We start from the raw sequence: 25,058 nt of genomic DNA on the forward strand, positions 1-25,058 counted from the left end.
ACAACCGAAATGCTTGACGCATTCCGCTACGGGTTATTTGACTATGAGTTTGATGGGTTCGGAGACGACGATGTCTACGGTGTCTTGCGGGGCTGAGCGGGCTTGAGCGGCTTTTAGTTTTTCAGCAGCTTGTTGGGCGCCTGTGGTAGCCGCTGCGTGTTTGGTCTTGGCGGCGGCCAGTTGTTGCTCGAGCGACGCTTTGTTCTCGGCCGCCGCACTGGCTAGTTGAGTGGTCAAGGTTTGCACTTCGCTTTCAGCTGCGGCGACGGCCTGGTCGGCCTGCTGCTTGACACTTTCGGCAATCGTGACAGCCGCGGGATTGTCTCGGTACTTGGCCACCGCGCCACCATAGAAGGCGATGGTGTACTGGCCCGGTGGTGTCTTGAGTGCACCGGTATCGAGCACCGCCTGAGCCGTATCGGCAGTCACTGGTACATCAAACTGCGGCGTGCGCTCAAAGGTGTCGCCAAAGGTGCGCAGTTGGAACACTGACCCGGAGAACTCACTGCGCCGCGTCAAGGCCAGTGGCACCGTCACTTTTTGACCCGCCGCGACTTCGATTGGTTGCGAGTTGGAAGCACGAATGGTCAGTGGAGCTGGGTCGGCACTGGATACTGAAACAGGTACGCCGGTAATCAGGCGTGGGACAGGAATTTCACCCCACGAATCTGGAATGGGCCAGCTGAACTGGGCCAAGCGACATGGGCGAGATACAGCTTGACCATCGATGACCGCGCGGCCTACGAAGGTAGCATCAGTCAATGCGCCCTGAGCATTCTCGCTGGCGGTTATCAACATGATGCCGCGAGTCTTACCTGCGGGGATCGTAATACCTGTCGCCGTCACGCCTGCGGGTAGATTATCCATAGACAATTCAATTGGTGCATCAAAGCCGTCGCGACGCACCGTCACGACTTCTAGTGCCACCGTTTGACCGGCACGCAGGGCAAGTGGTTTAGAGAGCGCTGCGCGATCGCCGTTGCGCAACTCCATGTGCAGGCCCCAAGCGACTAAGGCAAAGTCGGGTTGAGCCCGACGCATGACCAGGCGGTACACATTGCGTGGGTCCTGGCGCGTGCCACCAAACAAGTCGCTGATCTGCAAGTGATAGATTCCGTCTTGCTTGATCTCTAGCTTGCCGAGAATATCGGTTGAGCCCGCGTTGTAGGGTGGACCGTCGTATGCATAACCATTGCTCGAGGGCCGCATCGGGCTGGCGATATCGCTTAGCTCGGCCACGTCAGTATAAGTGGCTGTGGCGGCATCGGTGGACGAAGCCAACTGGACCACGATGGCTGGATCGGTTGGTCGGCCCAAGCGTTCCGAGGCAACTTCGACCCACCATACGTCACCTTTGGTGGCTGCGAATTCGTAGGTGTCAACATCGGCGGCAGGATAGAAGTTACCGCTCATATCGCAAGGGAGAGTTATCTTCTGCGCTACCGCGTGATCGTTATTGGGTTCGATTTCACGAGCCGATGCATCAGCCGCTAGTCCCGCCGGTGGCCATGAGAAAGCACTGACGGTCTGCGTGCTCGCAAACTGGGGCAAAGCTGCATCAGCAGTCAGCTTACGCAGCGACAAGCGATAGAACCAGGCTGGTCCACCATTGAAAGTCAGGTCATGCACTTTCAAGACATACGATCCATCCGCTGGAGCAGTAAAGTCCAGCACACCACCGCGCCGCTCGGCCACCAGGTCGCGGCCCATGGCGTCACCGACGATCAAGACTGGATCCAGTTTCGAATCGATACCTCGGCCCGCGCAATGAATAACAATTCGCTGACCCTGGACCGCGCTAAAGCGATAGTGGTCGATCGATTTGCTGCTGGCTACTGCATTGCAAATGGAATCGAGTTGCAATTCCATAGCGGTGGCGAGAGTGGTATTGGGTGCATTGCGCGTGACCTCGGGCAGCGTATCGACGGTGAAGACTCGCGAAGATGAAACGCCCAGGCGTGACATGACGCGGGCTTCGTGAATGCCGGGCGGGCAATCCGCAGCGATCGATACGAGATAACGATTCGGCTCTATCGTACCGCTCGCATCACGCTTGGGTTTGGCCGTGATGCCTGGCTGCGTGAACACCAGTTCACCCAGTTCATCCAAATGATCCCCCGTTAGCGTGGCATCGACGGTTGTACCGACCTGGCCACCCATGGGCGTGATCGTCAGCAGACGTGGCAGTGGGATACAGACCGACTGGGCCCACAAATTCGGAGCCCATACGACTGAAGCCAGGCAAGCGAAAGCAACAAGGGTAAATGTGCGAAGCATTGGAGATTTTTCGATCATTAGTGATTGAACAAAAACTCTTTGGTATTCATGAGAGCCCACAGCAAGTCTTGGAACCTCTCTGTCGGAGCCACGTTGTTGGCTTCATTCAGATATTCGACAGCTGTGGCCAGTTCTTCATCGCGCGGCGGACGCGCAAACGCGACCAGGTAGATCTCCTTGATCTTGTCTGCACTTGCTCGCTCGCTTGCCGCGGCCAGCTTCATGGCTCGACCATTGCCCACGCCCAGTTTGCCACGAATATCGCCGGCGTTCATCAAGTGCAGACTTTGGGCGAGGCTGGACGATTGCACACGTTCGCATTCGCAAACGCTTTCATTCGAGGGTCGGCCGAAGACTTTCAAAAAGGGCGAAGCATTGTTGTAGCTGTTGTCGGGCAACGCGATGGCTCGAGTCCCAGCGGGCAAGTTCGGAAAATCTGTCCGCGCGCCGGTCAGATCGTCGATGGCGTCCAGCAGGACTTCTGCTGGCAAGCGACGTGGATAGTAGCGCGAATAGTTTTGGAGATCGACTTGGTTACTGGTATTCGGTATTTCGCTCAGCTGATAAACGCTCGACTGCGTGATCACGCGCACCAGTTCCTTGAGATCAAATCCGCTGGCAATGAAGTGCTTTTCCAAGGCGGCCAATAGTTCAGGATTCGACGGTGGATTGGTATCACGGATGTCATCTTCCGGTTCGATCAGTCCGCGATGCAAGAAGTGTTTCCAGTAGCGATTGACCAGGGCCTTCGCAAAAAATGGATTGTCAGGCGAACTCATCCAATCGGCTAATTTCAAACGCGGGTCTACATCAGCTGGTATAGCGGGTGTCTCAAAGCCGAGGGCGATGGGTTTGAGGCTCTTGCCAGTCTTGATATTAGTAGCCATGGCTACACCGCGTTTATGGAAGATCATGTCTTCGCCGCGCGTGGCTGTGGGTTTGCGTCCTACCTGGCTGAAGAAGGCGGCCAGGCTGTAGTAATCATCTTGGCTCCAACGCTCGAAGGGATGATGATGGCACTGAGCACATTGCATGCGCACGCCCAAGAACAACTGCGCGATGTCTTCGAGCTGCTGCTTGGGTTCCTTGACACGTTTGTACCAGGCGACGGGTGGGTTATCGATGACCGTGCCCGTGGCCGCCAAGAGTTCGCGGACAAATTGGTCGTAACGCTTATTGGCCAGCAGGCTGTCGCGTACCCAAGAGTAGAACGCAAAGTTCGATGTAATGTCGCTGGCATCATCGCGGCGGTTCTTCAGCAGCGAGGTCCACTTGTTGGCAAAGAAGTCCGCATACTCGGGGCTCGAGAGCAACGAACTGATTAGTTGATCGCGTTTATCGGGTGCCTGGTTAGCCAGAAACGCTTGCGTCTCCTCCAGCGTCGGCAATCGTCCGGCGACATCCAAACACACGCGGCGCAAGAACGTCGCATCATCACACACCGCCGACGGTGGAATGCCCAGCTGTTTAAGATTGGCAAAAACTAGTTGATCAATAAAGTTTTTCTCAGGTGGCAGCGCATCGACCGCTGCTCCCAGTGGGATAGCGGCATTAAAGACGGCGCTCTTGGTTTGATAACGCACCATGATGGCAACTTTGCCCGGTATGTTGGCCACGGTGACCAGGCCACCGGAGGTTACTTCGGCTAACGCTTTGTCGTTGGATTCGAATAGCGACAGCGAAGTAACGTCGCGCTGCGAACCGTCGCTGTAAGTGGCCAGCGCTTGCAGTTGTTGAGTTGTGCCGGGCTGCATCAAGCCCTCAGCCATATGGAGTTTTAAGCCAGATAGTTGCGGTGCCGACGTACCATCGAAGTTGGCACCTTGCCGAATCCAGTTCAGCAGTAGTTGATATTCGGGCGAGCCGTCAGTTAGACGGACACCGCCACCATGTGGCAGACCACCCGCGGCTTTGCGCAACAGCAAGCTATGTTCAGGCGCGGCCGGGGAAATGCGCCGCCCACGACCTTCACTGACCAAGTGATCGTAATCTTCTTGCGGCTCAAACCCCAAGAGCGACAAACGAAAGCCATTTTGGCCATTGCCGGCTTTGGCATGGCAGACACCCGCGTTGCAACCAGCTTTGGTGAGTACCGGTACTACATCATTAACAAAGCTAACCGGCGCTGATGCAAGGGACGCTGTTGCCACGGGCGCGGTTGGCTCAACAGCCAGTAGCGGACTGGCCAAGAGCATGACTATGGTGAGAACGATGCGAAGCATGTTTTCAATCTTTAGTTGTCAGTTGACAGGCTAGTTTCGGGTGATGACTTCGTGCAGGTTCAGGATGGCTCGACAAGCTTGAATGGTGGCCACCAGTTCGGTTGCGTTCTTTTCAGTTTGGCCCACGATGGCTTCGGCGGCAGCGCGATCAGCGGAATATTGTTGCAGGGACGATTCGTATAGCTTGACCAACAGCGATAACTCTTGCTCGGCAGGTGGTCGAGCGGTGGCCAACGTGAAGGCGTCGGTCAGACGCTGCTTGGGAGTGCTGCTTGCGTCTGCCAGGACGCGTCGAGCCAAGGCCTTGGCCGCTTCGAAGTACGTTGGATCATTGAGCAAGACTAGTGCTTGTTGTGGAATGTTGGATTGCGGGCGATCGGCTGCGCACTCTTCGCGTGTGGGGGCATCAAAGGCGAGCATGCTGGGGTGCACGAACGAACGTTGCCACCAAACGTACAGACCGCGACGATGTTGTAACGGCGCAGGATCGGCCTGGTAGTTGCGAGGTGGAAAGTTCAAGTTTTCCCAGTAGCCTTCGGGCTGATAAGGCTTTACGCTTGGGCCGCCAACTTCAGACGATAGCAACCCGCCAATGGCCAGGGCATTATCACGCACGAGTTCTGCAGGCAAGCGAAAGCGACTTTGGCGGGCGATCAATCGATTCTCTGGATCACGCGTTAGAAGTTCAGGCGACGCATCCGAGGATTGTTGATAGGCGCGCGAAGTCACAATCAGACGCACCAGGTGTTTGATATTCCAACCGGTGCTCACGAACTCGGTGGCCAGGAAGTCTAACAGTGGTCCATTGGCAGGTGCCTCGCCTTGCGCGCCGACATCGTCGAGTGTCTTTGAGAGCCCCACGCCAAAGAACTGTTTCCACAATCGGTTCACAAAGACGCGAGCCGTTAGTGGGTGCTCTGGCGAAATTAACCAGCGGGCCAGATCTAAGCGATTCAGTGGTCGATCGATGGGAGCTTGGCTGCTGGTAAGGAACGCAGGCAGTTTCGGTTGAACGATCGGACCGCTTTCGTCTTGCCAATTGCCGCGCGGCAGGATGCGCACGACGCGCGGTTGCGGCATGGACCGCGATATCAAGCAGCGTGGCAAGCTGGCGTGGAACGCGTCGAGTTGCTTTTGGGCGGCAGCGATCTGCGTGCGGAGTTCTGCTAGGGCTGGTGTCGTGGCATGAAATGCAGATCGAACTTTGTCCAGTTGCTCGGCACTCCGCTCGGCGGCCGGGACTTTTAGAATGGCGATCAGCGCCGCTTGGGCGTCGGACATGGGGGCCTCGAATGCTTGCGCATGGCTCGAAGCTGACCAGCGGAAGTGTCCTAACACATGGCCCGCGTTGCCGTGTTGCTGATGCATTTGAATGAGCAACCGGTCATCAACTTTTAGCTCGAGCGGTTGATCGAGTTTCAGTTGCAGCTCTTGGCGTTTCGCGACATCCGGCAGAATCGCCCAACCCCATTGCTTGCCGCGCGCGTCATTGTCGATGGTCGAGGCAGCGGACCACTTTTTGTCAGGATGATTCTCGGCAGCCGCTGTTTGTTCAATCGATGCTCGAGCCGCGGTGAACTTTAGCGGTGTTGAGGATCCGTCGGCGTGACGTACCGACGCGGTGACCTCGTTCAAGACAAAGTTCCCATTGCTGGCTCGACCACTGCCACCACCCGGCAGCGACTGATGGGGCAACGCTTCCAATCGCAGGGCTACGATAGCAGGTGAGCCGGCTGTCGATGGCTGGGCTGTCGATAAAATAACTTCGTAGGTTTCTAAATCACGACGTGGTCCTGAGACCAAGACCGACTGATCCGCTTGAATCTCGAAGTGCGGTGGTGCTGGTTCGACGGCACCCGTGGTGGTGCACTGAGCACACTTGAAAATTTGCCAGGCATCAGCCAAGGCCAGTTGCTGTTGTTCCCAAGCGGCCTGCTCGTCGGCCAAACGCGGATGGGGGGCGCTCAGTTCTGTTTGAAGTGTAGCCAAAGCTACTTTTTGTCGTTGCAGTTCAATCGCTTGTTCGGGCGTAGGAGTGACCTGGCCGTCTTCGCGTCGACCGATGATGGCTTCGTCGATGTCGGCAAAGAACGCGCCCATCGAGTAGAAGTCTTGCATGGTGATCGGATCGAACTTGTGATCATGGCATTGACTACAACCGATCGTTAGTCCCAGCCAGGTGGTGCCGATCGCTCGTACGCGATCGCCCAAATAACGCGCTTCATAATCTTTGGCTTGTGCTCCACCCTCTTCGGTTGTTAGCAACAAGCGATTGAAGCAAGAGGCGACCTGCTGCTCTTGGGTGGCATCGGGCAGCAAGTCGCCCGCAATCTGTTCGAGTGTAAAGAGATCAAACGGTTTATTGCTATTGAAGGAGTTGATAACGTAATCGCGATACGGATAGACATTGCGAGGTGTATCCGAGTGATAACCGATGGTGTCGGCAAAACGCACTACGTCCAACCAGCCAATCGACATGCGTTCGCCGTAGTGTGGCGACGCGAGCAACTGATCGATGTAAGCGTTGAAGCGTGCCGCTGATGGATCGGCAGTCAACCGCTGGACGTCGGACAACTCAGGTGGCAGTCCAATCAGATCTAGTGCCAGGCGACGTGCCAGCGTGGTGGGGTCGGCCGGTGGCGAGAAGGTTAATCCTTCACGCGATAGTTGAGCCTCGATGAGGTAATCGATCGGATGTTGATCCGTCGGAACAGTTGGTCGCACCGGCGGCAAGAACGCCCAATGTTGAGTATACTGTGCCCCTTGCTCCACCCACTTTCGCAGCAGTTCAATTTGAGAAGCCGACAATTGCTTGTTTGACTTGGGAGGCGGCATGACTTCGTCAGGCTTGTCGGAAGTGATGCGGGCTAACAAGCTGCTGGCAGACAGATTATTGAGATCGATCGCGCCTGCGGTCACGGCCTCGTCGCGTCGATCCAGTCGCAGGTCGGCTTGCCGCTGAGCAGCATCGGGGCCATGGCAACTGAAACAGTTGTCGGACAGCAAGGGACGAATATGCTTGTCGAAGTCAATCGACGTATCGGCCGCCTGGGCGCGAAGGGCCACAAGTGCCAGACACAATAAGAAGCATGCGCGAAGCATGGGTGGTTCTCGAGGCGGGATTTGAGGAGGGAGGCAGGAAGGATAACTGTTATCCTAACTGGAATCGGTGTGTGGGGAAACATCCATTGTCATTAAGCCACCAGTTCTGACATCTCAAAAGCTGATATTACCAAATTCAAATTTGAAGCCTGAAACCTGAGCCTGAACGAAACATGCTGGACTTGATTATCATCGGCGGAGGAGCTGCGGGCTTGTGGGCAGCGGGCACGGCTGCCGCCCGCGGTTTTTCTACGCTCGTTCTGGAAAAGAACGTCAAAGCTGGCGTCAAGATTCTCATGTCCGGTGGCAGTCGTTGCAACATTACGCACCACTGCGACATTGATGGCATCATGACAGCATTTGGGAACCAAGGCCGGTTTCTGAAGCCGGCTCTGCATAACCTGGGACCGGCCGACGTAGTGGCCGAAGTCAATCGGTGGGGAGTGGCGACCAAAGTCGAAGATACTGGCAAAGTTTTTCCAGTCAGCGACCGCGCCTTGGATGTGCGCGATGCTCTGGTGCTGCGCCTAACCGAAAGCGGGGCTCAACTGCAAACGGGTATCGCGGTGACGAATTTCACCCGCGCCGCCGACCAGACGTGGCGCGTAACTACAAGCGATCAAGAATTTTGTTCACGCTACTTGTTGCTGGCCAGTGGCGGTTTGTCGTATGCCGGTTGTGGTACGACGGGTGACGGTTATCCATGGGCTGCTGCGCTGGGGCATACCATCCAGCCGACGCATGCAGCCTTGACGCCGCTGCTGAGTCCCGCGACTTGGGTGCATCAAATGCAAGGCTTGACGCTGGAAGATGTCCGAGTCTCAGCTGCCTACGGCGATGCCAGGCCGGAGAAAGATCCACGGCACACTAGTCGTAGCAGTTTGTTATGGACGCACTTTGGATTTTCTGGTCCCGCCGCCATGAATGTATCGGGAGCCGTATCGGGCTGGCCCGAACCGCATCGTGCGAAGTTACACGTAGACTTAGTGCCTGAGCTGAGCGAAGCTGCCTGCGCTGAACTGCTTGCTGGCCAGGCGGGCAATGGTAAACGTTCGGTGCACAGCGTTTTGGTTGCGCACATGCCCAAACGCATGTCAGAATGTTTGTTAGAGCAAGCGGAAGTGCCCAGTGAGGTAACGTTGGCCGAGTTACCGAAGAAATCACGCTTGAAGTTGGTAGAGAGTTTGAAAAGATTATCGATTCCGCTGGCCGGCACGCGCGGTTATCCCAAAGCAGAAGTGACCGCCGGTGGAGTTAGTCGCAAAGAAGTCAATCCGCAAACGCTCGAGAGTCGTTTGGTACCTGGGCTGTACTTTGCTGGTGAGATACTCGATGTCGACGGTCCGATCGGCGGCTTTAATTTTCAAGCCGCCTTTGCCACTGGACATACTGCCGCGCTGAGTTTGCCACTGAGCCCTGGGCGTTAGCCTGTAGCCGAAGTCGCCAGACTTTGGATGCGTTATCGTAAGTTCAGTAACCGAGGCTAACGCCTGCGGTTTAGTTTGACCACTACGCCGAGGGCGTTAGCCTGTAGCCGAAGTCGCCAGACTTTGGAGGCGTTATCGTAAGTTCAGTAACCGAGCCTAACGCCTACGGTTTAGATGGACGTGGAACTACAGCTTTTGCACTTGTTGAATGATGACTAGCAAGTGCTGCGCACGTTCGATGGAGCCGATCTGGCGCACGAAGTTGATGGCGGCTTCTAGCTCACCGATGGCGATGGAGCCACCCGCGGCATCCTGGGCGGCGGCGGCCACGGCTTTGACGCTGGAGGCAGGAGCTGGGCTGGCGGCGGCGGCTGGTTTGCCGCGTTTGCCTGCAGGAGCGCCACCTTTGCGTTTCAGATGTGCCTTGGCGTTGGATACATCGGCAGCTGTTACACCATAAGGAGCTAACGCATCGACAATGTCGCGATTGCGAGCTTCAGGATTCTCTTCTAGATAATCACGTACGCGTTGCGATTTACTGACTTCATTCACAGTGTTGCTCATCTTGTTAGGGATATCATCCAGGCCGTAGTAGTGCGTGGGCTGTTCTGTCGTCTCGGGTACGGGCCCGAAGATCTGATCCAGTGTCATGACTGGCAGATCATTTTCATCATCATCGTCGTCATCGTAGCGTGCCAAGATTCCACCTGTTGGTCAAATACCTGGTATGGGCGTATCAGTGAAAATAGGTTCTTAGGACAGCGGTCCAGACCAGTACACGTTGCTAACTGTGAAGATTAACAATGAAAGTGCAAGCGTGTATGCGTGAGCGACAAAGGCACTGTCTGGTGAAGCACCATCGGAATAAAGCATGTCTGAAAAAGCACAATGTCTGCAAACACGGTGTTCAAAAACACAATGTTTAAAAAAACACTGTAGGGCTTTTGTTGGACCGCTCGAACTGGAGGGACAGTACGTTCGATTCATCTCTAACTCTGCTGACAGTTTATCGCGCAGAAGTTTAAATGCGAGCCTAACCATATGTTACTGGGGAAAGATTTTTTGTTGCCGTACCTATTTCTGGTGACGCCGATCGATACATCTAAAGCTTGAGATGACCGGTCATGGTGTCACAGGCAATCAGAGAAATCTCAATACTCAGGCAACTAAATTAGAAAACGCACCGCTCGCAGGCGAATTGCCCGTAGCTATTAGAACTCCGCTGGGACCTCTGCTGCCAGCAATTCGGCGGCTTGAAAGAAACTGCCCGTCGCGCAAATCAAGTCGCGTGGGGCCGCGTATTCCAAAGCTTGATGCCAGGCAGCCACTGGTGTGGGGGCGGTGGAGTATTTGGTCGTGGGATCAATTCGACGTACCAGGGCTACCAAGTCCTCGATCGGCAAGCCACGCGGGTTGTTGTGATACTGAGTTAGTATCAAGCTGGTGCAGGTGGGAATCAACATGCGGAGCATGGATTCCACGTCTTTGTCGCGGCTGGTCGCCAAGACATAGTGGGTAGGCGTGCCCGGAAAATGTTCGGATAAGGCTTTGAGCATGGCAGTGATCGAATCGGGGTTGTGAGCCGCGTCGATCAGCCTCAGCGGGTTCTGGCCAACAACTTCCAGCCTGGCGGGGGCCTGCGTTTGAGAAACCGAATCCGCCATAAGAGAATACGCCAATCCCCAGCCTTGTTGGCCTAGCAGATCCAGCGTGCATAGGGCGGCTGCCAGGTTGTCGGCATGGTGGCGTCCCAGCATCGCCAACGACCAGCGCGAAGGGCCAACGATGGACTGTTGATAGTTTGGTCGGTAGATTGCGGATGCACACGGCATGATCGCGCCGCTGGCGTTGGCCGTGGGTGTCCAGCTACAGCTGAAATCACGATCGATCACACGCAAAGGTGCAGCTGCGCGAGCCGCTCGCTCCAGGATAACAGCCTGTGCGTCCGGGTGCCGGGCTGAAGTGACGATCGGCACGCCGGGTTTAATAATGCCGGCTTTCTCGCCGGCGATTTCGGCAATGGTGTTGCCCAGTTGCGCTTGGTGGTCCATGCCGATGGTGGTGATTACGGTGACTGCCGGCTGGCAGACATTGGTACTATCAAGCCTGCCCCCGAGACCTACTTCGAGCACGACGATTTGGGCTCGTTGACTTGCAAAATGCAGAAACGCCAGAGCTGTGGTCAGTTCAAAGAACGTGGGGCGACCGACGCCTTCTAGCTCCAGTCGCTGGGCAGCGATCAACAACTGGTCCACAAATTCGGTCAGTTCGTCTTGCGGGCAGGGGACACCATCGACTTGAAAACGTTCTTCCAGATGTACCAAGTGGGGCGAAGTGTACAGTCCTGTCCGATAGCCGCAGCCACTTAGCATGCGCGAAATGAGCGTGGCGGTGGAGCCTTTGCCTTTGGTGCCCGCTATGTGAATGACCGGGCAAGCCAATTGGGGTTCGTCCAATAGCGAAAGCAATCGCCGCATTCGGTCCAGGCGATAATGGGTGTCCGAGTACGGAGCATGTCCAGTTTTTTCATAATTGATCCGCTCGTATAGCGAGCGAACCGCCGCCTGATAGGCCGTTTCCTGGGTCAATTCCGGCATGTGCCCTCTCGTCACACGTGTCAAATTTCGCTTGAGGTCCAATTATCCGAAATCGGTACCGCTGGCTTGTCAATACTTTACGGTCAATTTATAGTGCCGAGCGCTCGGCCGCCATAACATCTGCCTGTCCCGTGCCCTGAGGCGCGGGAGCTTTTTTGATCCCAACTTTTTATCAGCTTACGTCGGTTGAGGCGGGGTTGTCAGGTCCCATGGTGTATCATGGTCTACGTGGCACGAGAGTCAAACGTTTGTTGCCGCCTATGCCGTACACAGGCTGGAAGCCTATGCCGTACACAGGCTGGAAGCCTATGCCACACAGGCCTGGAAGCCTATGCCACACAGGCCTGGAAGCCTATGCCACATGGTGGGCTGACAATTAATGAACCTTTGCCCCGGTGGCGGCGTAATCGCACTAGATTGTTGCCCACCTGCGTGAGAACTTTTCTTCACAATCTTGTAAACGACGAGACCTTTTGAAAATGAGTGCAGTTGCACCGGCCGCCGCCAGTTCTACCAGTGCCAAGGTGGAATCGGACGTAATTATCGAGACTCGCAACCTGGGCAAGATTTACCGCGACTTCTGGGGCCGCCCCAAGGTTCAGGCTCTGGAAGCCCTGGACATCGAAGTCCGCCGCGGCGAAATCTTTGGTTTGCTGGGCCCCAACGGCTCGGGCAAGTCGACCACGATCAAACTGATTCAAGGTCTTCTCTTCCCCACCTCTGGACGAGCATTTGTGTTTGGCAAAGATGCTCGGGACGTTAGCAAGAACGAACGCATCGGTTACCTGCCCGAAGAATCGTATCTCTACAAATTCTTGGATGCCGAAGAGACGCTGGACTTTTATGGTCGGCTGTTCGACATGCCGGCCGATGTGCGCAAGAGTCGCACCGAGAAGTTGATCCAACTGGTGGGTCTAAAGGGAGCACGGCATCGCCAGCTCCGCGAGTATTCCAAAGGCATGACGCGACGTATTGGTTTGGCACAGGCGCTGATTAACGAGCCGGATCTGTTGATCCTGGACGAACCGACCTCGGGCCTCGACCCGATCGGCAGTCGTGAAATGAAGGACTTGATCTTGCGTTTGCGGGATGAAGGCAAGACCATTTTGATGTGCTCGCACCAGTTGGCAGACGTTCAAGACGTGTGCGATCGCATTGCGATCTTGCATCGCGGTCGCTTGCGTGAACTGGGACGCGTCAACGATTTGTTGAAGGTTCGTGAAGTGACGGAAGTTCATGCCAAGGGAATCTCAGCCGAAACACAGGCCAAGATTGCCGAGTTGATCAGGGCAGAAGGTGGCGAGGTAGTGTCGATCGACAATCCGACCACAACGATGGAGGAGCTGTTCCTGGAAATCGTGCGCGAAAGCGAAGCACGTCCAGGCATGCGTACTTCGGCCTCGGCACAAGCCTCCACCGATACCAAGTAAAGCGTGTAGGTCAGAGTGTTGGTTTTGTTCATCTTGTCACCACCCCTAGAAATTCGCTGAAACAGCTTCTGCATTATGCGCTTAGAATCGGATCAAATGTGGAGCTACTTCGAGTGGCTCTTTCCGCAACTCGCTCTGTTATGGGGCGTGGGTATTTTGGCTGGGCTGGCCCTGTTGGGCTTTGCCGTCTGTTTCGTGGTCGCCACGTTCATGCACGGCCCGGTCGAAGGTTTTCACGCCGTAACGCGGGTTATCTATGAGTTGTTTGCCCGCGATCTGCCAGGCACGACCTGGCGGCGAACCTATGCCATCGCCCGCCTGGCCTTCCAGGAAGCGTTGCGCAGAAAAGTGCTCGCCGTCGTCGCCGTGTTCATCGTTTGCTTGCTGTTTGCAGGATGGTTCCTGGATCCCAAAGCTGAGTTCCCAGCCCGCTTGTATATAGAAACGGTGCTAACTGGTACGTCTTGGATGATTCTGCTGCTGGGCCTGTTCCTCAGTTGCTTTAGCTTGCCGACCGACATCAAGAACAAGACCGTTCAAACGATCGTCACCAAACCGGTGCGGAGCACGGAGATCGTGCTTGGCCGCATTATCGGCTTTACCGGCGTCGGTACCGTGCTGTTGGTGATCATGGGTGTGCTGAGCTATTTCTTCGTGGAACGTGGCGTGCGCCACGTCCATGATGTCCGCACCTTGGCAACCGATGGCAAGTCTGGGCAAACCACGCTCGACGCATTCCATGTGCACACCTTTGAAGTTGGCGATGATGGCGAAGGCGTAACCAATGAAGTCAAAGGGCACCGCCACCGCGTGTCCGATACGGGTAAGAAAGACAAAGACGGCCAGCCGATCTTCCAGATCGATGAACCCGTGGGCATGTTGCAAGCCAAAGTGCCCGTCTTGGGTTCGCTGCGTTTCACCGACCGCGAAGGCAACACGGGTGAAGGTCTGAACGTCGGTTACGAATCGAATTACCAGAAGTACATCGAAGGCGCGTCGCTAATGTCGGCGATCTGGACCTTCGAAAACGTCAATCCAAGCACCTACGGCCAGGATGGATTGAACCTGGAGTACACGCTGAAAGCCTTCCGCACATTCAAGGGCGACATCGTTACGGGAGTTCAAGGCACAATTCAGTTGCGCAATCCCAAAGCCAAAGTCGAAAGCAATCGACTGCGTTTCATCGTGAAAGAGTTCCAAGTCGATCAAATGACCATTCCTCGCAAGATGGAAGGTTTTCGCGATCGCAAGCCCGTCGAACTGGATTTGTACGAAGACCTGGTCGACGACGAGGGCAACCTGGAAGTCGTCGTGCGCTGCGAAGATCGCAGTCAGTATCTGGGTATGTCACAGGCCGACTTGTTCGTGCGTCAAGCCGATCGTTCGTTCGTGTGGAACATGTTCAAAGCCTATGTGGGCATTTGGCTGCAGTTGTTGATCATCGTATGTTTTGGAGTGATGTTCAGCACGTTCCTGAGTGGACCGGTGGCTATGATCGCAACCATGACCTGCTTGGGCTTTGGTTTCTTTGGTGGCGTGGCCATCGAAGTGGCTTCGGGCAAAATCCCTGGTGGAGGGCCGCTGGAATCGATTATCCGCATGCCGATGCAATCTGGATCGATGACCGAGCTGGATTTGGGCAACGATGCTTTAGAGGGTGCAATTAAGACGGTCGACTACTTCATCATGTATCCGCTGAGCGCAGTGGGGTATGTGCTGCCCAACTTCGGTGCGCTCAACACATCGTCGTTCGTAGCCTACGGCGTCGATATCTTTGATGACTTGTTGCTCAGGCATATAACACAAACTGTCTGTTACTTTATGGTGACGGCGATGATTGGATACTTCTTCCTGAAGACTCGGGAGCTCGCAGCATGAACAAGCAAATTCTTGGACGACGATTGCTGTACATCGCGGCGATGGTACTACTGCTGTTTCCTATCTACTTGCTCGGTAACCCATCGGTCCGCAATCAAGCTGGCGGTGAATTGAGCAAAGGTGGGGCGCTGGCCACTATTCGTTCGCAATATGAACTGGGCCAGGCTGACTTGGGCGCCATCGATCCTGCAAGTGAATCGATGCGGCTAGCAACATTGGGTCTGCGCGGAGTGGCTGTCAGTATCCTGTGGCAACGCGCCGAATACTACAAGCGCGAACAGTTCTGGGACAACTACTCTGCGACGCTCAATCAAATTACGCGGCTAGAACCACACTTTGTGAAAGTCTGGGACTACTTGTCTTGGAACTTGTCTTACAACATATCGATTGAATTCGACGATTACCGGCAGCGGTATGCCTGGGTCAAGAAGGGTATCGATTACTTGTTGGTCGGTACCAAATACAACCGTCGCAAGACGGACTTGCCGTATGAACTTGGGTGGAAGTTCGGCAACAAGTTCGGTGTGTCGGACGAGAAGGTCCAGTTCCGCCAACTCTATCGCACCGATGCCGATTGGCATCAAGAGTTGTCGGAGAAGGCTAACGATGTCGACGTCTTGCAAGCTGAAGGCTTAGGGCCCGACCAACTCCCCGATAGCTGGCTGACCGGTCGGCTGTGGTACGAGCAGTGTTACAAGATGGTCGACGGTGGTTCGCTGCCCTGCAAAGGACCAACGAACTTCTATCGCATGGGTCCGATGTGGTTGATCAATTACGCAGCCAACATCGCCACCGACGGTCATTTGGGTGAACCCTCCAAGTTTGCTTGGATCAAAGCAGCAGATGGTTGGATGGGTTATGGCAACCAGACCATGCGTTCCACTTGGGGTGAAGACCTCAAAATGAATGACATCGATGTAGCCAATCAAAGCCTGGCTGAGGCCAAGAAGAAGTTCTACGAATTCTGTAAGGAAAAGACTGAAGAACTGCGCGAGCAACGCCGTAGCCAACTTTCGGAAGAAGAGCGAGCTGTGCTGGCGGTGCCTCCCCTGCAACGCTCGACGCAAGAAGTTTACCTGGCCATGCAGACCGAAGGCAAGCTAGAGGTTCCGGTCCGCGATGTCGCCGCCGCCATGCCGGCTAAAGATCAGTTCACCGCCAACAAGTTGGCCTTGGACGTAACCAAAGCGGAAGAGTTCGTTCAACACGTTGAGATCTATCGCAATCAAGTTAACTTCCAGTACTGGGAAATGCGCTGCAAGGCTGAGCAGAGCGACGATGCGTTGGCTGCACGGCGCAATCTATATGATGCCGAGAAGTCACTTGAGCGCGGTGAGCTGGACGATGCTATTGCCAAGTATAAACTGGCTTGGGTGAACTGGGCCAACGTCTTCAATCGCTTCCCTGCCATGATGACCGATGAATCGGCTGAAGAGGTTACCAAGGCGATCAAACGATATCGCAATATCAGCGACGAACCGCTGGGCAACGATTTTGCCTTGAGCGATTTCCTCAAGTTCCGAGACGAATACGAATCGGCCAACGCCGATCCACGCTTGCAAACCATTCTGGCTGAGTGGTCCAAGGTCGATCGCGGGGCTTATTTCAAGCGCATAGCAGAACTGCGGGCTGCGGAAGCGGCGGCTGGTTCCGGTGGCACCAGTCAGACCACCCAAGCCAGCGCAGCCATTGTGGCTCAAGAGCAGGCTGCCAAGCAAACACCGGCCGAAGAACCGAAGCCTGAGTCGACGGTTGAGGAGCCCAAGCCGGCAGAGCCCTCTGAACCTAAAGTAGAAGAACCTAAAGCTGCACTGCCAGAAAGCGGTGAGCCCCCGGCACCGACTAGTGAGCCAGCGGCCCCAGCCTCGGAGCCGGCTGCTCCGGCTGAACCGCCGGCTGCTTCTGGCACTGAGCCGCCACCTGTAGAAGATCCACCTGCACCTGAGTAGATCTCGTCGAGAGTTTCGATTTTGAATTTTTAGGCTATCGATATCGAACCATCGCATTCACATTCAGCAAGCTGCGTGGACTTTAAGACATGAGCCCGCGCAGATTTGCTGGATCATCTGCCGCATCAAGCAAAGCTTGCCTGATTTCCCAGAGTGTTAAACTGGGTATTTCTTACGGACCACAGATTGGTGGCTTAAGCACTCTATTGCGAGCGACCGATTCAACCGGCATGCCACCACAATCCCGCGTTATGCGTGGTGGTTTGTAGCAGCGTCTGTCCGCAACGGGCATTGCTACAAGATGACCCGCTGAACTCGCCTGGAAGGGCGTCGATGTTGAATAAACAGAAGCGATTGCGTAAGGCATCTGCTGCGCTGGCAGCGTTGGTGGTTGGGGTTGGTGTTCAGGCCATGTCGCCTGCTGCCTATGCCCAGTCACCAGTCTCAGCCCGACAGACCGATACTGTACGAGCCATTCGCGCTGCCGAACCGGCTGTGGTCAATATTGAGGGCAACAAGCCCAGTGGCAAAGGTGCTGGTGAACCCCAGCAAGTCAACGGTATGGGGTCGGGCGTGATCATCGATTCGCGCGGCTACATTCTGACCAATCAGCACGTCGTACAAGACGTGGCCCGCATCGAAGTAACACTGCATGACGGTACCAAGTACATTGGCAGCTCGATAGCGCATGATCCCAGCACGGATCTGGCATTGGTAAAAATCGATGCGCCGCGGTCAGTTCCAGTGATTAAGTTCGGTACATCTTCCGATTTGATGCGTGGTGAGAAGGTTGTCGCCATCGGTAATCCGTTTGGATACCAGCACACTGTTACCGAGGGCATCATCAGCGCGCTCCATCGCAATATTCCAGTCAACGGCGTGCAAGAATATGAAGATTTGATTCAGACGGATGCCAGCATCAATCCTGGAAATTCAGGCGGCCCGCTGGTAAACATAGATGGCCACATGATTGGTTTGAATGCCGCCGTACGCGTCGGTGCTCAAGGGATTGGCTTTGCCATACCGGTCGACAAAGCGTTGGATATAGCCGCAACTTTAATTCAACGTACTCATGGAGTCGATTTTCCTGTCGATGTGCGCACCATCAATCGCGATGGAAATTCAGAACTGAGAGTTTCACGAGTTCGCGGTGGAGACACCTTTGCCAATGGCGACGTGGTTAAACGGATTGGCAGGCACACGGTCAAAAACCGCTTGGAGTACGAACTAGCGCTGCTCGATCACACTCCTGGCTCAGCGATCGAGATCGAAGTTGAGCATGCTGGACAGTCGAAGGTTGAAAAGCTGGTTAGTTCACAACGTTCATCAGCGGTCAGTTTGGTTTCGGCCCGCAATCAAGAGCAAAGCGGAGCAACTTGGACCATGCTGGGCCTCAAGCTCAAGCCGGCTGATGCGCAGCAAGTCAAAACGGTTGATGCAAGTTATGGTGGTGGATTGTTGATCGAGAGCGTTCGACCCAACAGCCCAGCCCAGCTGGCTCAGTTGGAGCGTGGCGATATTCTGGTTGGGTTGCTGGATTGGCAAACACCGAACTTTAAAGATCTTGATTGGATTCTGAATTCCAGCGAACTAAAGCAAGCTCGCAAACCCAAGTTCCGCATCATTCGCGGCAACGGTGTCTTCTACGGAACGCTCGACTTGACTCGTCAATCCATACGCTGAATCGGCGAGGGGTCAGTAGCCTCAAATGCTGGGCACGTATTTCCCGGGAGGGATTGGAGTTGGGAGAGAAGCGAATCGACCCAGATTCGCTTCTCTCCCCGCAGCTGCTAGCCCGCTAGGGCCGCGTAGGGCGGGTCTCCAGGCCCGCCCGATTCTCTTGGCGTGACAGCAAATGGTTACAACTGAGCCTAACGCCGCCTAACGCCCACGGCATAGTTGTCCAACTAAACCGCAGGCGTTAGCCTCGGTTCCTAAACGCCCACGACAGCTAGGTGCAACAACCGGGGCTAACGCCCACGGCTTAGTAGACCAACTTAGCCTCGGCCGAGATTAGGAAAAACTTGGGATTCTTGGTACGATACAGTTAGTGGGCCGTGGCTAAATCTCCCTCGAAACCAGATAGGACTTCAAACTCTTTCCGAGTGGACTAGCATGTCGCGACCCGTACCCACACCGCCGGATAGGCCAGTGTCGGGCGTTTCCTGGCCGGAAAACGTCTCGGGTTCGGTGCCTGTACCTCCGCCGCCACCTTCAATTGTTCCTCCGCCCCCTATATCCGCCGCGCCTCCCGCCTCGATTAATAGGCCTGCGGCATCGCCAAGTTTGCCTGTGGCTCCGCCGGCATTTTCAACTCCTGCTAGACCACCTGTCGAAGCACCGGCGCCCGCACCGCGTTTGTCGCTGGCAGCAGGTTCGCTGGCGAAACCGGGCTCTATGGCCGGCAAGAGTGTTGCTGCCAATAGTGTGGTTGGAAGCGAGGCTCTGATTCGCAGTCGCATGCAGCAGATTAAGCGACGGCGAGCTCGCAAATGGGACTGGCTGCGTAAATTGCCAGGCTACGACCTGGTCGAGTCGATCTGGCTGCGGTTTGTGAAAGTCCGCGATGCAGGGGCTGTTGCCAGTGAAGACGAGCATAAACGTGAATTACCGGCTTGGATGATAAGTTTCTTCGTCCACGTGGGACTGCTGTTGGTGTTGGCTCTGATCCCACTGGCTCAGATGGCTTCGGAACATATTCAGATCCTTGATGGTGAATTTGTTGATGGCGGACAAGGGGCAATCGAATTCACACCGGTGCCGGCTGGTGCGGATATATCGCTCGAGGAAATCGAACTGCCCATGTCCAGCATGGTGCTGAATGCCCCGGATTTGGACTTCAATCCCAACGCGGTCAGTTCAACGCTAACCTCCAATCGCACGCAGGCCGATGGAGCCAGCGCGGCGCTGGACAATCTGAGCATCTCCAATGGCCTGGCCGGTCGAACCGGTTCACTCAAAGGAGCTTTGCTGGGGAAGTTCGGCGGTACTGGTGAAACGCAAGCTGCGGTGGCAGCTGGTCTGAAGTGGTTAGCTTATAACCAACTGCCTGATGGTGGTTGGAGTTTGGTGCGACCTTATAACGATGGCGCAGCTAACGAAGATCGAACAGCGGCCACGGCCATGGCGCTGAATGCTTTTTTGGGTGATGGACACACGCACACAACGCCCGGCGAGTATCAGCAAGTTGTGGCCAATGGTCTCAAGTTTCTATTGCGTCGACAAGACAAAGAAGGCTTCTTCGCCGGTGGCGAGCCCTCGCATAACCAAATGTATTCGCAGGCCTTGGCGACCATTACGGTCTGCGAAGCTTATGGTATGACGGGCGATTCTCAGCTGTTGAAAACGCCAGCGGCGCGGGCCATCAAGTTTGCTGAGTGGGCCCAAGGCAAACAAAAAGGTTGGCGTTATGAGCCGCGCGAAGATTCCGATTTGTCGGTGACCGGTTGGTATTTGATGGCCTTGATGACCGGGAAGATGGCTGGCCTGGAGCCAAGTGAAAAGATTATTCGCAGCGTGGGAGAATACTTGGAAGATGTGTCGCATGATTACGGTGCACGTTATTCCTATCAACGGCCCGAACCACCGACGCTCACCATGACAGCCGAAGGTTTGTTGTGCCGTCAATACTTGGGCTGGCCCGCTTCGCATCCCGCGTTGCAGCGCGCGATCGAAGTTGACCTCTTGCCCAACGCGCCGGATATCGATGCTCCACTGTTCAGCGTTTACTACTGGTACTATGCCACGCAAGTTTTGCATCACGTAGGTGGTAAAGCTTGGACGCAATGGAATGACAAAATGAAAGTTGTCTTGCCCAAGTTGCAAGACAAGAAAGGCACCGACGCAGGTAGTTGGGATCCAAGCAACGACCAGTTTGGTCCCTCTGGTGGTCGGCTGTATACGACCTGCTTTAGCATCTACTGCTTGGAAGTCTATTACCGCCACCTGGCTCTCTACGACATCAAACCCGAAGATGTCCGGCCTCCCCGCAAAGTGGAATCCGCAGAGCCCGAAGTACCCGAAGTGGAAACGCCCGAGTGACCCTCGCTCGTAGAGCAGCTGTCCTCAGCTGCTCAGAACCCTCTAACCACTGTCTCTTCCCACCGATTGACTAGCGTTACTGGTGTACGCCTTGCCGACTGCTGAGCGTAGAACAGCTGTCCTCAGCTGCTCAGAACCCTCTAACCACTGTCTCTTCCCACCGATTGACTAGCGTTACAGGTGTACGCCTTGCCGACTGCTGAGCGGCTGGGGACAGCCGCTCTACACCACCGTTTCTTCCGCCCGATTGACCAGCGTTACAGGTGAGCGATTTGCCGGGTGCTGTGCGGCTGGGGACAGCCGCTCTACTATGGGGCGGTTGGGTGCAGGCCGTCGTACCAGGGGGCTGGCTGAAAGGGCGGCACGAGTGGCCAGGCTTGACCTTGAGGATAGCCGCCAAAATTTGGATAACCACCCACTCCCGGATAACCACCCACTCCCGGATAACCACCGACACCCGGATAACCACCGACACCGGGATAACCACCGACACCAGGAACGACACCGGCTCCCGGGGCGCCTGGTGCAACACCAACCCCCGGAGCTGACCAGGGTCCAAATTGATTGCTCTGGTTAAAGTTGTTCAAGACGTTGGGTACTGGTGGGCCCCATTGTTGATAGGGAACGCCATAGGGACGAAACGGAAATCGCCAATGCTCATAGGGCATAACCGGTCGGCCCCATTCGTAAACCACATGCAGATTATCGGCCGAGGTGCTTCCCTGTATGGTGCTGCGATAGTTACGATAACCGCTGCGCACCAGATTGCCTTGGTCGGGCGCTGGAGGCTGAACAGGAGCCGCGTATTGATCAACGCGCATCCCCGTCTGATGATCGTGCGTATAAGTTGAACGCCACGTCATCCAATCATCCGCCCGGACCAAATGGGTCCAGCAGCTTGCGAAACAAACGGCCAATAAACAAGCATGTTGAAATGTGCGGTTCATACCTCCCAGCGTAATTACCGTCCAATCCACCACCAACGAAAATCAGACTTTCCATTACGGTCGGGCTCCCCGGTATGGCTTTGTAGCGATTGTTGGGGTGGCACCGTAGCCGATCTCGCCAGAGATTGGAAAGCGTTGAGGTCGTTCATCCAAAGTCTGGCGACTTCGGCTACGGGTGTAGCTGATCGCGCCCGAGATTGGAGAGTGTCGAGGTCGTTCGTCCAAAGTCTGGCGACTTCGGCTACGAGCTACCGCTGGGGAGCCAAAGGAGATAAGGCCAATACCAAGCCCACAAGGAAGCCGCCTAAGTGTGCCCAGTTGCTGAGGCCGTTGATGATGCCGGCAAAGCCCAGGACAACTATCAACAGCAGAAAACCAATCATGGCATCGGGAATGCGGAAACCCAAGTCGGGCCGCATGGATGATGTCAGCCACAGATAGCTAATTAGGCCGTACACGACACCTGAAATACCGATGGTAAACGGCGAACCGCCGAACGGGGCGCCCAGCGGAATCATGCAAGCCAACGTCATTGGCAGCACGCCCAAGATCAGAATCATTAACGCATATTTGGGCGTGCCTATTAGTCGTTCAGTCACGCGACCAATGGCGACCAAAGCCAACATGTTCATCACCAGGTGCAATGGATCACCGTGCAAAAAGATGGGCGTGATGATTCGCCAAAATTCTCCACGCTTGATGGAAGCCGCCGGATCGCCGCCGCTGATGATGAACTGTTTCTTCGATACAAAACTCAGCCGCTCGACGATCTCCAAGCCCAACTTTGAATCTGGTCGCGGTCTATAGAAGTTGGACATTAACGAGACAGCTATACACAGAATCACTAGCGTCAAAGTCAGCGGGGGCATGCGCCCGCCGGTCAGTGAAGTCGCTGAGCCACGATATTGGACTTTGCGAACATTCTTGACAGCAGTCTGGCTGGCCTCTTGCTTGTCCTTGATAATTTGTCGAGCCACTGGAATGGCCTGAGCATACTTGGGGGCATCCGGCTCAGCCATAAAAGCGTCGTACGCTTGACGCGCCAGCGGCAGCGCGTCTTCGTCGCGGATCCATATCTCCCAAACATCGGCAGCCCCTGGCGCAGCTTCGATATGAGTGGCGACCGACTGGGTGATCAGGTAAGCCACGAAGGTTTCTGCCCGCTGCTTGCCTTCAACTTCTGCCAGATATCGCATCGTTAACCAAGATTTTCAAATTGAACGGAAATGAACCGCGGGTTACTCAACTCCAGCTCGCGCTGCGCGGCTTCCACTTCCAAGTAATAGTCGCGGCGCTCCAGCCAACCGGCGGACGCCCGATCCAATAACACCGTGACCGCAGGGTGCAACTGCAGCGCCGAGGCGGTGATCTGCGCAGTAACCGGCCCTTCAATAAAGCTGCGCACGGCGCTGGCTTTGCTTTCACCAGTGGCCAACAGCAGAATACGTCGAGCTTCCAGAATTGTACCCACTCCCATCGTGACTGCTAACTTGGGAACTTCCTCAAGCGAGCCAAAGAAACGGGAATTATCGCGGCGCGTCTCTGCGGTCAGCGCCTTCAAACGCGTACGACTGGCCAGCGACGACCCCGGCTCGTTAAATGCAATGTGGCCGTCGCTGCCAATCCCCAATAACTGGAGATCAATACCCCCCGCCGCTTCGATATCGCGTTCGTACTCTCGGCCGTACTCAAAATAATCGTTAGCCAGCCCATTAGGCACGTGGCAGCGATCCGGCGCAATGTCGATGTACTGAAATAAATTCGAATGCATGAAGTAGTGATAGGACTGCGGATGCTCAGGCGCCAGGCCGACATACTCATCCAGATTGAACGAGGTAGCCTGTGCAAAGCTGATCTGTCCCGAGCGATAGAGCTCGACCAGCCGCTTGTAGGTCTCCAGTGGCGTACTGCCAGTGGCCAAACCTAATACAGTCTGGGGGCGCCGATTGAGGGTGGCTGCAAAGAGTTCAGCCGCGCGCCGACTGACTTCCTCAGCGCTATCAAGAATCACAACCCGCATGCCGACCGCTTTCCCATTGTGAAAGAAGCCGACTATAAGGCAAACGCTGCGATCCCACAACTATGGGGTGGTAGCCGATCTCGCCAGACATTGGAGGCGCGATGTAGCCGATCTCGCCAGAGATTGGAAAATGTTGAGGTAGTTCGTCCAAAGTCTGGCGACTTCGGCTACGAGGCGTGGCCGATCTCGCCAGAGATTGGAAAATGTTGTGTGAGCGTAATCCAAAGTCTGGCGACTTCGGCTACCCCAAAATCAACCGTGCGTTACCGACCAATGGTGGGTGGGTTGTTCACGAGGAAATCGCGTGGACCACGGACGGTGTAGTAAGGATAAGCGACTTGAGCGGTCGCTGGGCCAGCTTGACCCGTATCACCACCGTTGCGGACATTGGAATGCGACAGCATGTGGCCATAGTTGGTACCACCACGTTGCCAACCCATCTGGCATGGACGGCATCCAATAGGACCATTGCAATTGTTGCAGGCTCGATTGCGAGCGACACAACCAGTGCCAGCCATCATGCTCACCACTAATCCAACAACCATCAATGCGCGCTTCATCTGCGTCTTCCTTTACGCTATCGCTGGTCGATCCCCAAGTGATCGGTGCGAGTTGGGTCATGCCAGGAACTCTGTCTGCGGTTACAGAGCCCTCCTGGGCAAAATGTACGGTAGTCTTCGCAGCTATGATCGGAACAATCGATTCGCCAACTACACTACAGGCCCATCTCTCCACATAGATTCTCTGGCTTCTCCAAGTTGACAATCCGTAGCCGAATTCGCCAGACTTTGGACGAGTTACGTTAACGCCTCTGGCACCGTAACAGGTCGTCCGATTGAGAAATCCGCCTTTGGTCGGTCCCCGCGCGTATGGGTAACGCTAGCAAAAAGACCAGTGGTGTGTCCCCGCTCACACGCACGGGATCGGGGGACAGACGTCGGGCGCGAGTGACTTGATTTAGCGGGGCGGCCGGCTGGGGGACAGACACTTGACGCGCACCGGGTCTGTCCCCGCGCGCGTATGGGTAACGCTAGCAAAAAGACCAGTGGTGTGTCCCCACTCACACGCACGGGATCGGGGGACAGACGTGGGGCGCGAGTGACTTGATTTAGCGGGGCGGTCGGCTGGGGGACAGACACTTGACGCGCACCGGGTCTGTCCCCGCGCG

Annotated in this window: 16 protein-coding genes; 6 read left to right on the forward strand and 10 right to left on the reverse strand. The window is 55.5% G+C overall.

What is annotated here, in order from left to right; translation table 11 throughout:
* Positions 1–33 precede the first annotated feature (33 nt).
* Genes SH573x_RS05050 through SH573x_RS05060 form a run of 3 tightly spaced genes read right to left on the reverse strand, consistent with a single transcriptional unit; the run spans position 34 to position 7,601 of the window.
* A complete protein-coding gene (locus tag SH573x_RS05050) occupies positions 34–2,277 on the reverse strand; it encodes a serine protease (protein WP_479353244.1) in 2,244 nt (747 codons plus the stop codon).
* A 17-nt stretch (positions 2,278–2,294) separates the two neighbouring features.
* A complete protein-coding gene (locus SH573x_RS05055; protein WP_479353245.1) occupies positions 2,295–4,499 on the reverse strand; it encodes a DUF1549 domain-containing protein in 2,205 nt (734 codons plus the stop codon).
* A gap of 30 nt (positions 4,500–4,529) precedes the next feature.
* Positions 4,530–7,601, reverse strand: coding sequence for a PSD1 and planctomycete cytochrome C domain-containing protein (locus tag SH573x_RS05060; RefSeq protein WP_479353246.1), 3,072 nt, complete (start codon positions 7,599–7,601; stop codon positions 4,530–4,532).
* A gap of 173 nt (positions 7,602–7,774) precedes the next feature.
* On the opposite strand from SH573x_RS05060, the gene SH573x_RS05065 reads away from it, so the two are divergent.
* Entirely contained in the window at positions 7,775–9,028 is a 1,254-nt protein-coding gene (locus tag SH573x_RS05065; protein ID WP_479353247.1) for a BaiN/RdsA family NAD(P)/FAD-dependent oxidoreductase, read from the forward strand.
* 186 nt (positions 9,029–9,214) lie between these two features.
* Here SH573x_RS05065 and SH573x_RS05070 read toward each other — a convergent pair whose 3' ends face one another.
* Together SH573x_RS05070 and SH573x_RS05075 are read right to left on the reverse strand one after the other, a co-directional pair.
* The gene (locus SH573x_RS05070) at positions 9,215–9,727 is read right to left on the reverse strand and encodes a hypothetical protein (RefSeq protein ID WP_479353248.1); all 513 of its coding nucleotides are present in this window, start codon (positions 9,725–9,727) and stop codon (positions 9,215–9,217) included.
* 512 nt (positions 9,728–10,239) lie between these two features.
* The gene (locus SH573x_RS05075) at positions 10,240–11,625 is read right to left on the reverse strand and encodes a bifunctional folylpolyglutamate synthase/dihydrofolate synthase (protein WP_479353249.1); all 1,386 of its coding nucleotides are present in this window, start codon (positions 11,623–11,625) and stop codon (positions 10,240–10,242) included.
* A gap of 479 nt (positions 11,626–12,104) precedes the next feature.
* On the opposite strand from SH573x_RS05075, the gene SH573x_RS05080 reads away from it, so the two are divergent.
* The 4 genes from SH573x_RS05080 (at position 12,105) to SH573x_RS05095 (ending at position 18,565) form a co-directional block, all read left to right on the forward strand.
* Complete coding sequence (locus tag SH573x_RS05080; protein ID WP_479353250.1) at positions 12,105–13,055, forward strand: ABC transporter ATP-binding protein; 951 nt, start codon at positions 12,105–12,107, stop codon at positions 13,053–13,055.
* A 75-nt stretch (positions 13,056–13,130) separates the two neighbouring features.
* Positions 13,131–14,933 carry an ABC transporter permease gene (locus tag SH573x_RS05085; protein ID WP_479353251.1) on the forward strand — a complete coding sequence of 601 codons (1,803 nt, stop codon included), beginning with the start codon at positions 13,131–13,133 and terminating at the stop codon, positions 14,931–14,933.
* Complete coding sequence (locus SH573x_RS05090) at positions 14,930–16,882, forward strand: hypothetical protein (protein WP_479353252.1); 1,953 nt, start codon at positions 14,930–14,932, stop codon at positions 16,880–16,882. Before SH573x_RS05085 ends, SH573x_RS05090 begins: the two co-directional genes overlap by 4 nt.
* Before the next feature lie 333 nt (positions 16,883–17,215).
* Positions 17,216–18,565, forward strand: coding sequence for a trypsin-like peptidase domain-containing protein (locus SH573x_RS05095; RefSeq protein ID WP_479353253.1), 1,350 nt, complete (start codon positions 17,216–17,218; stop codon positions 18,563–18,565).
* A gap of 407 nt (positions 18,566–18,972) precedes the next feature.
* Here the strand turns inward: SH573x_RS05095 and SH573x_RS05100 are convergent, their stop codons facing one another.
* Positions 18,973–19,290, reverse strand: a complete 318-nt coding sequence (locus SH573x_RS05100) for a hypothetical protein (protein ID WP_479353254.1) — start codon at positions 19,288–19,290, stop codon at positions 18,973–18,975.
* Here SH573x_RS05100 and SH573x_RS05105 point away from each other — a divergent pair.
* On the forward strand, positions 19,280–20,923 hold the full coding sequence (locus SH573x_RS05105) for a prenyltransferase/squalene oxidase repeat-containing protein (protein WP_479353255.1): 1,644 nt from the start codon (positions 19,280–19,282) through the stop codon (positions 20,921–20,923). The two genes, SH573x_RS05100 and SH573x_RS05105, sit on opposite strands and share 11 nt — an antisense overlap.
* A 308-nt stretch (positions 20,924–21,231) precedes the next feature.
* Here SH573x_RS05105 and SH573x_RS05110 read toward each other — a convergent pair whose 3' ends face one another.
* The 4 genes from SH573x_RS05110 to SH573x_RS05125 form a co-directional block, all read right to left on the reverse strand.
* Positions 21,232–21,786 (reverse strand): hypothetical protein, encoded by a 555-nt coding sequence (locus tag SH573x_RS05110; RefSeq protein ID WP_479353256.1) that lies wholly within the window; start codon positions 21,784–21,786, stop codon positions 21,232–21,234.
* A 332-nt stretch (positions 21,787–22,118) separates the two neighbouring features.
* A complete protein-coding gene (locus SH573x_RS05115; protein ID WP_479353257.1) occupies positions 22,119–23,066 on the reverse strand; it encodes a rhomboid family intramembrane serine protease in 948 nt (315 codons plus the stop codon).
* A 2-nt stretch (positions 23,067–23,068) separates the two neighbouring features.
* The gene (gene nagB, locus SH573x_RS05120) at positions 23,069–23,890 is read right to left on the reverse strand and encodes a glucosamine-6-phosphate deaminase (RefSeq protein WP_479353258.1); all 822 of its coding nucleotides are present in this window, start codon (positions 23,888–23,890) and stop codon (positions 23,069–23,071) included.
* A 263-nt stretch (positions 23,891–24,153) separates the two neighbouring features.
* Positions 24,154–24,450, reverse strand: coding sequence for a hypothetical protein (locus SH573x_RS05125; protein WP_479353259.1), 297 nt, complete (start codon positions 24,448–24,450; stop codon positions 24,154–24,156).
* Between the last annotated feature and the right edge of the window lie 608 nt (positions 24,451–25,058).

It is taken from the genome of Rania fehmarnensis (assembly GCF_056494185.1).

What these genes read in the sequence shown, in the direction of transcription:
- SH573x_RS05055 (WP_479353245.1), bottom strand. Translation starts at nt 4,499, where the DNA reads ATGCTTCGCATCGTTCTCACCATAGTCATGCTCTTGGCCAGTCCGCTA.
- SH573x_RS05060 (WP_479353246.1), bottom strand. Translation starts at nt 7,601, where the DNA reads ATGCTTCGCGCATGCTTCTTATTGTGTCTGGCACTTGTGGCCCTTCGC.
- SH573x_RS05065 (WP_479353247.1), top strand. Translation starts at nt 7,775, where the DNA reads ATGCTGGACTTGATTATCATCGGCGGAGGAGCTGCGGGCTTGTGGGCA.
- nagB (WP_479353258.1), bottom strand. Translation starts at nt 23,890, where the DNA reads ATGCGGGTTGTGATTCTTGATAGCGCTGAGGAAGTCAGTCGGCGCGCG.
- SH573x_RS05110 (WP_479353256.1), bottom strand. Translation starts at nt 21,786, where the DNA reads ATGACGTGGCGTTCAACTTATACGCACGATCATCAGACGGGGATGCGC.
- SH573x_RS05105 (WP_479353255.1), top strand. Translation starts at nt 19,280, where the DNA reads ATGGCCGGCAAGAGTGTTGCTGCCAATAGTGTGGTTGGAAGCGAGGCT.
- SH573x_RS05085 (WP_479353251.1), top strand. Translation starts at nt 13,131, where the DNA reads ATGCGCTTAGAATCGGATCAAATGTGGAGCTACTTCGAGTGGCTCTTT.
- SH573x_RS05050 (WP_479353244.1), bottom strand. Translation starts at nt 2,277, where the DNA reads ATGCTTCGCACATTTACCCTTGTTGCTTTCGCTTGCCTGGCTTCAGTC.
- SH573x_RS05125 (WP_479353259.1), bottom strand. Translation starts at nt 24,450, where the DNA reads ATGAAGCGCGCATTGATGGTTGTTGGATTAGTGGTGAGCATGATGGCT.
- SH573x_RS05080 (WP_479353250.1), top strand. Translation starts at nt 12,105, where the DNA reads ATGAGTGCAGTTGCACCGGCCGCCGCCAGTTCTACCAGTGCCAAGGTG.
- SH573x_RS05115 (WP_479353257.1), bottom strand. Translation starts at nt 23,066, where the DNA reads ATGCGATATCTGGCAGAAGTTGAAGGCAAGCAGCGGGCAGAAACCTTC.
- SH573x_RS05075 (WP_479353249.1), bottom strand. Translation starts at nt 11,625, where the DNA reads ATGCCGGAATTGACCCAGGAAACGGCCTATCAGGCGGCGGTTCGCTCG.
- SH573x_RS05095 (WP_479353253.1), top strand. Translation starts at nt 17,216, where the DNA reads ATGTTGAATAAACAGAAGCGATTGCGTAAGGCATCTGCTGCGCTGGCA.
- SH573x_RS05090 (WP_479353252.1), top strand. Translation starts at nt 14,930, where the DNA reads ATGAACAAGCAAATTCTTGGACGACGATTGCTGTACATCGCGGCGATG.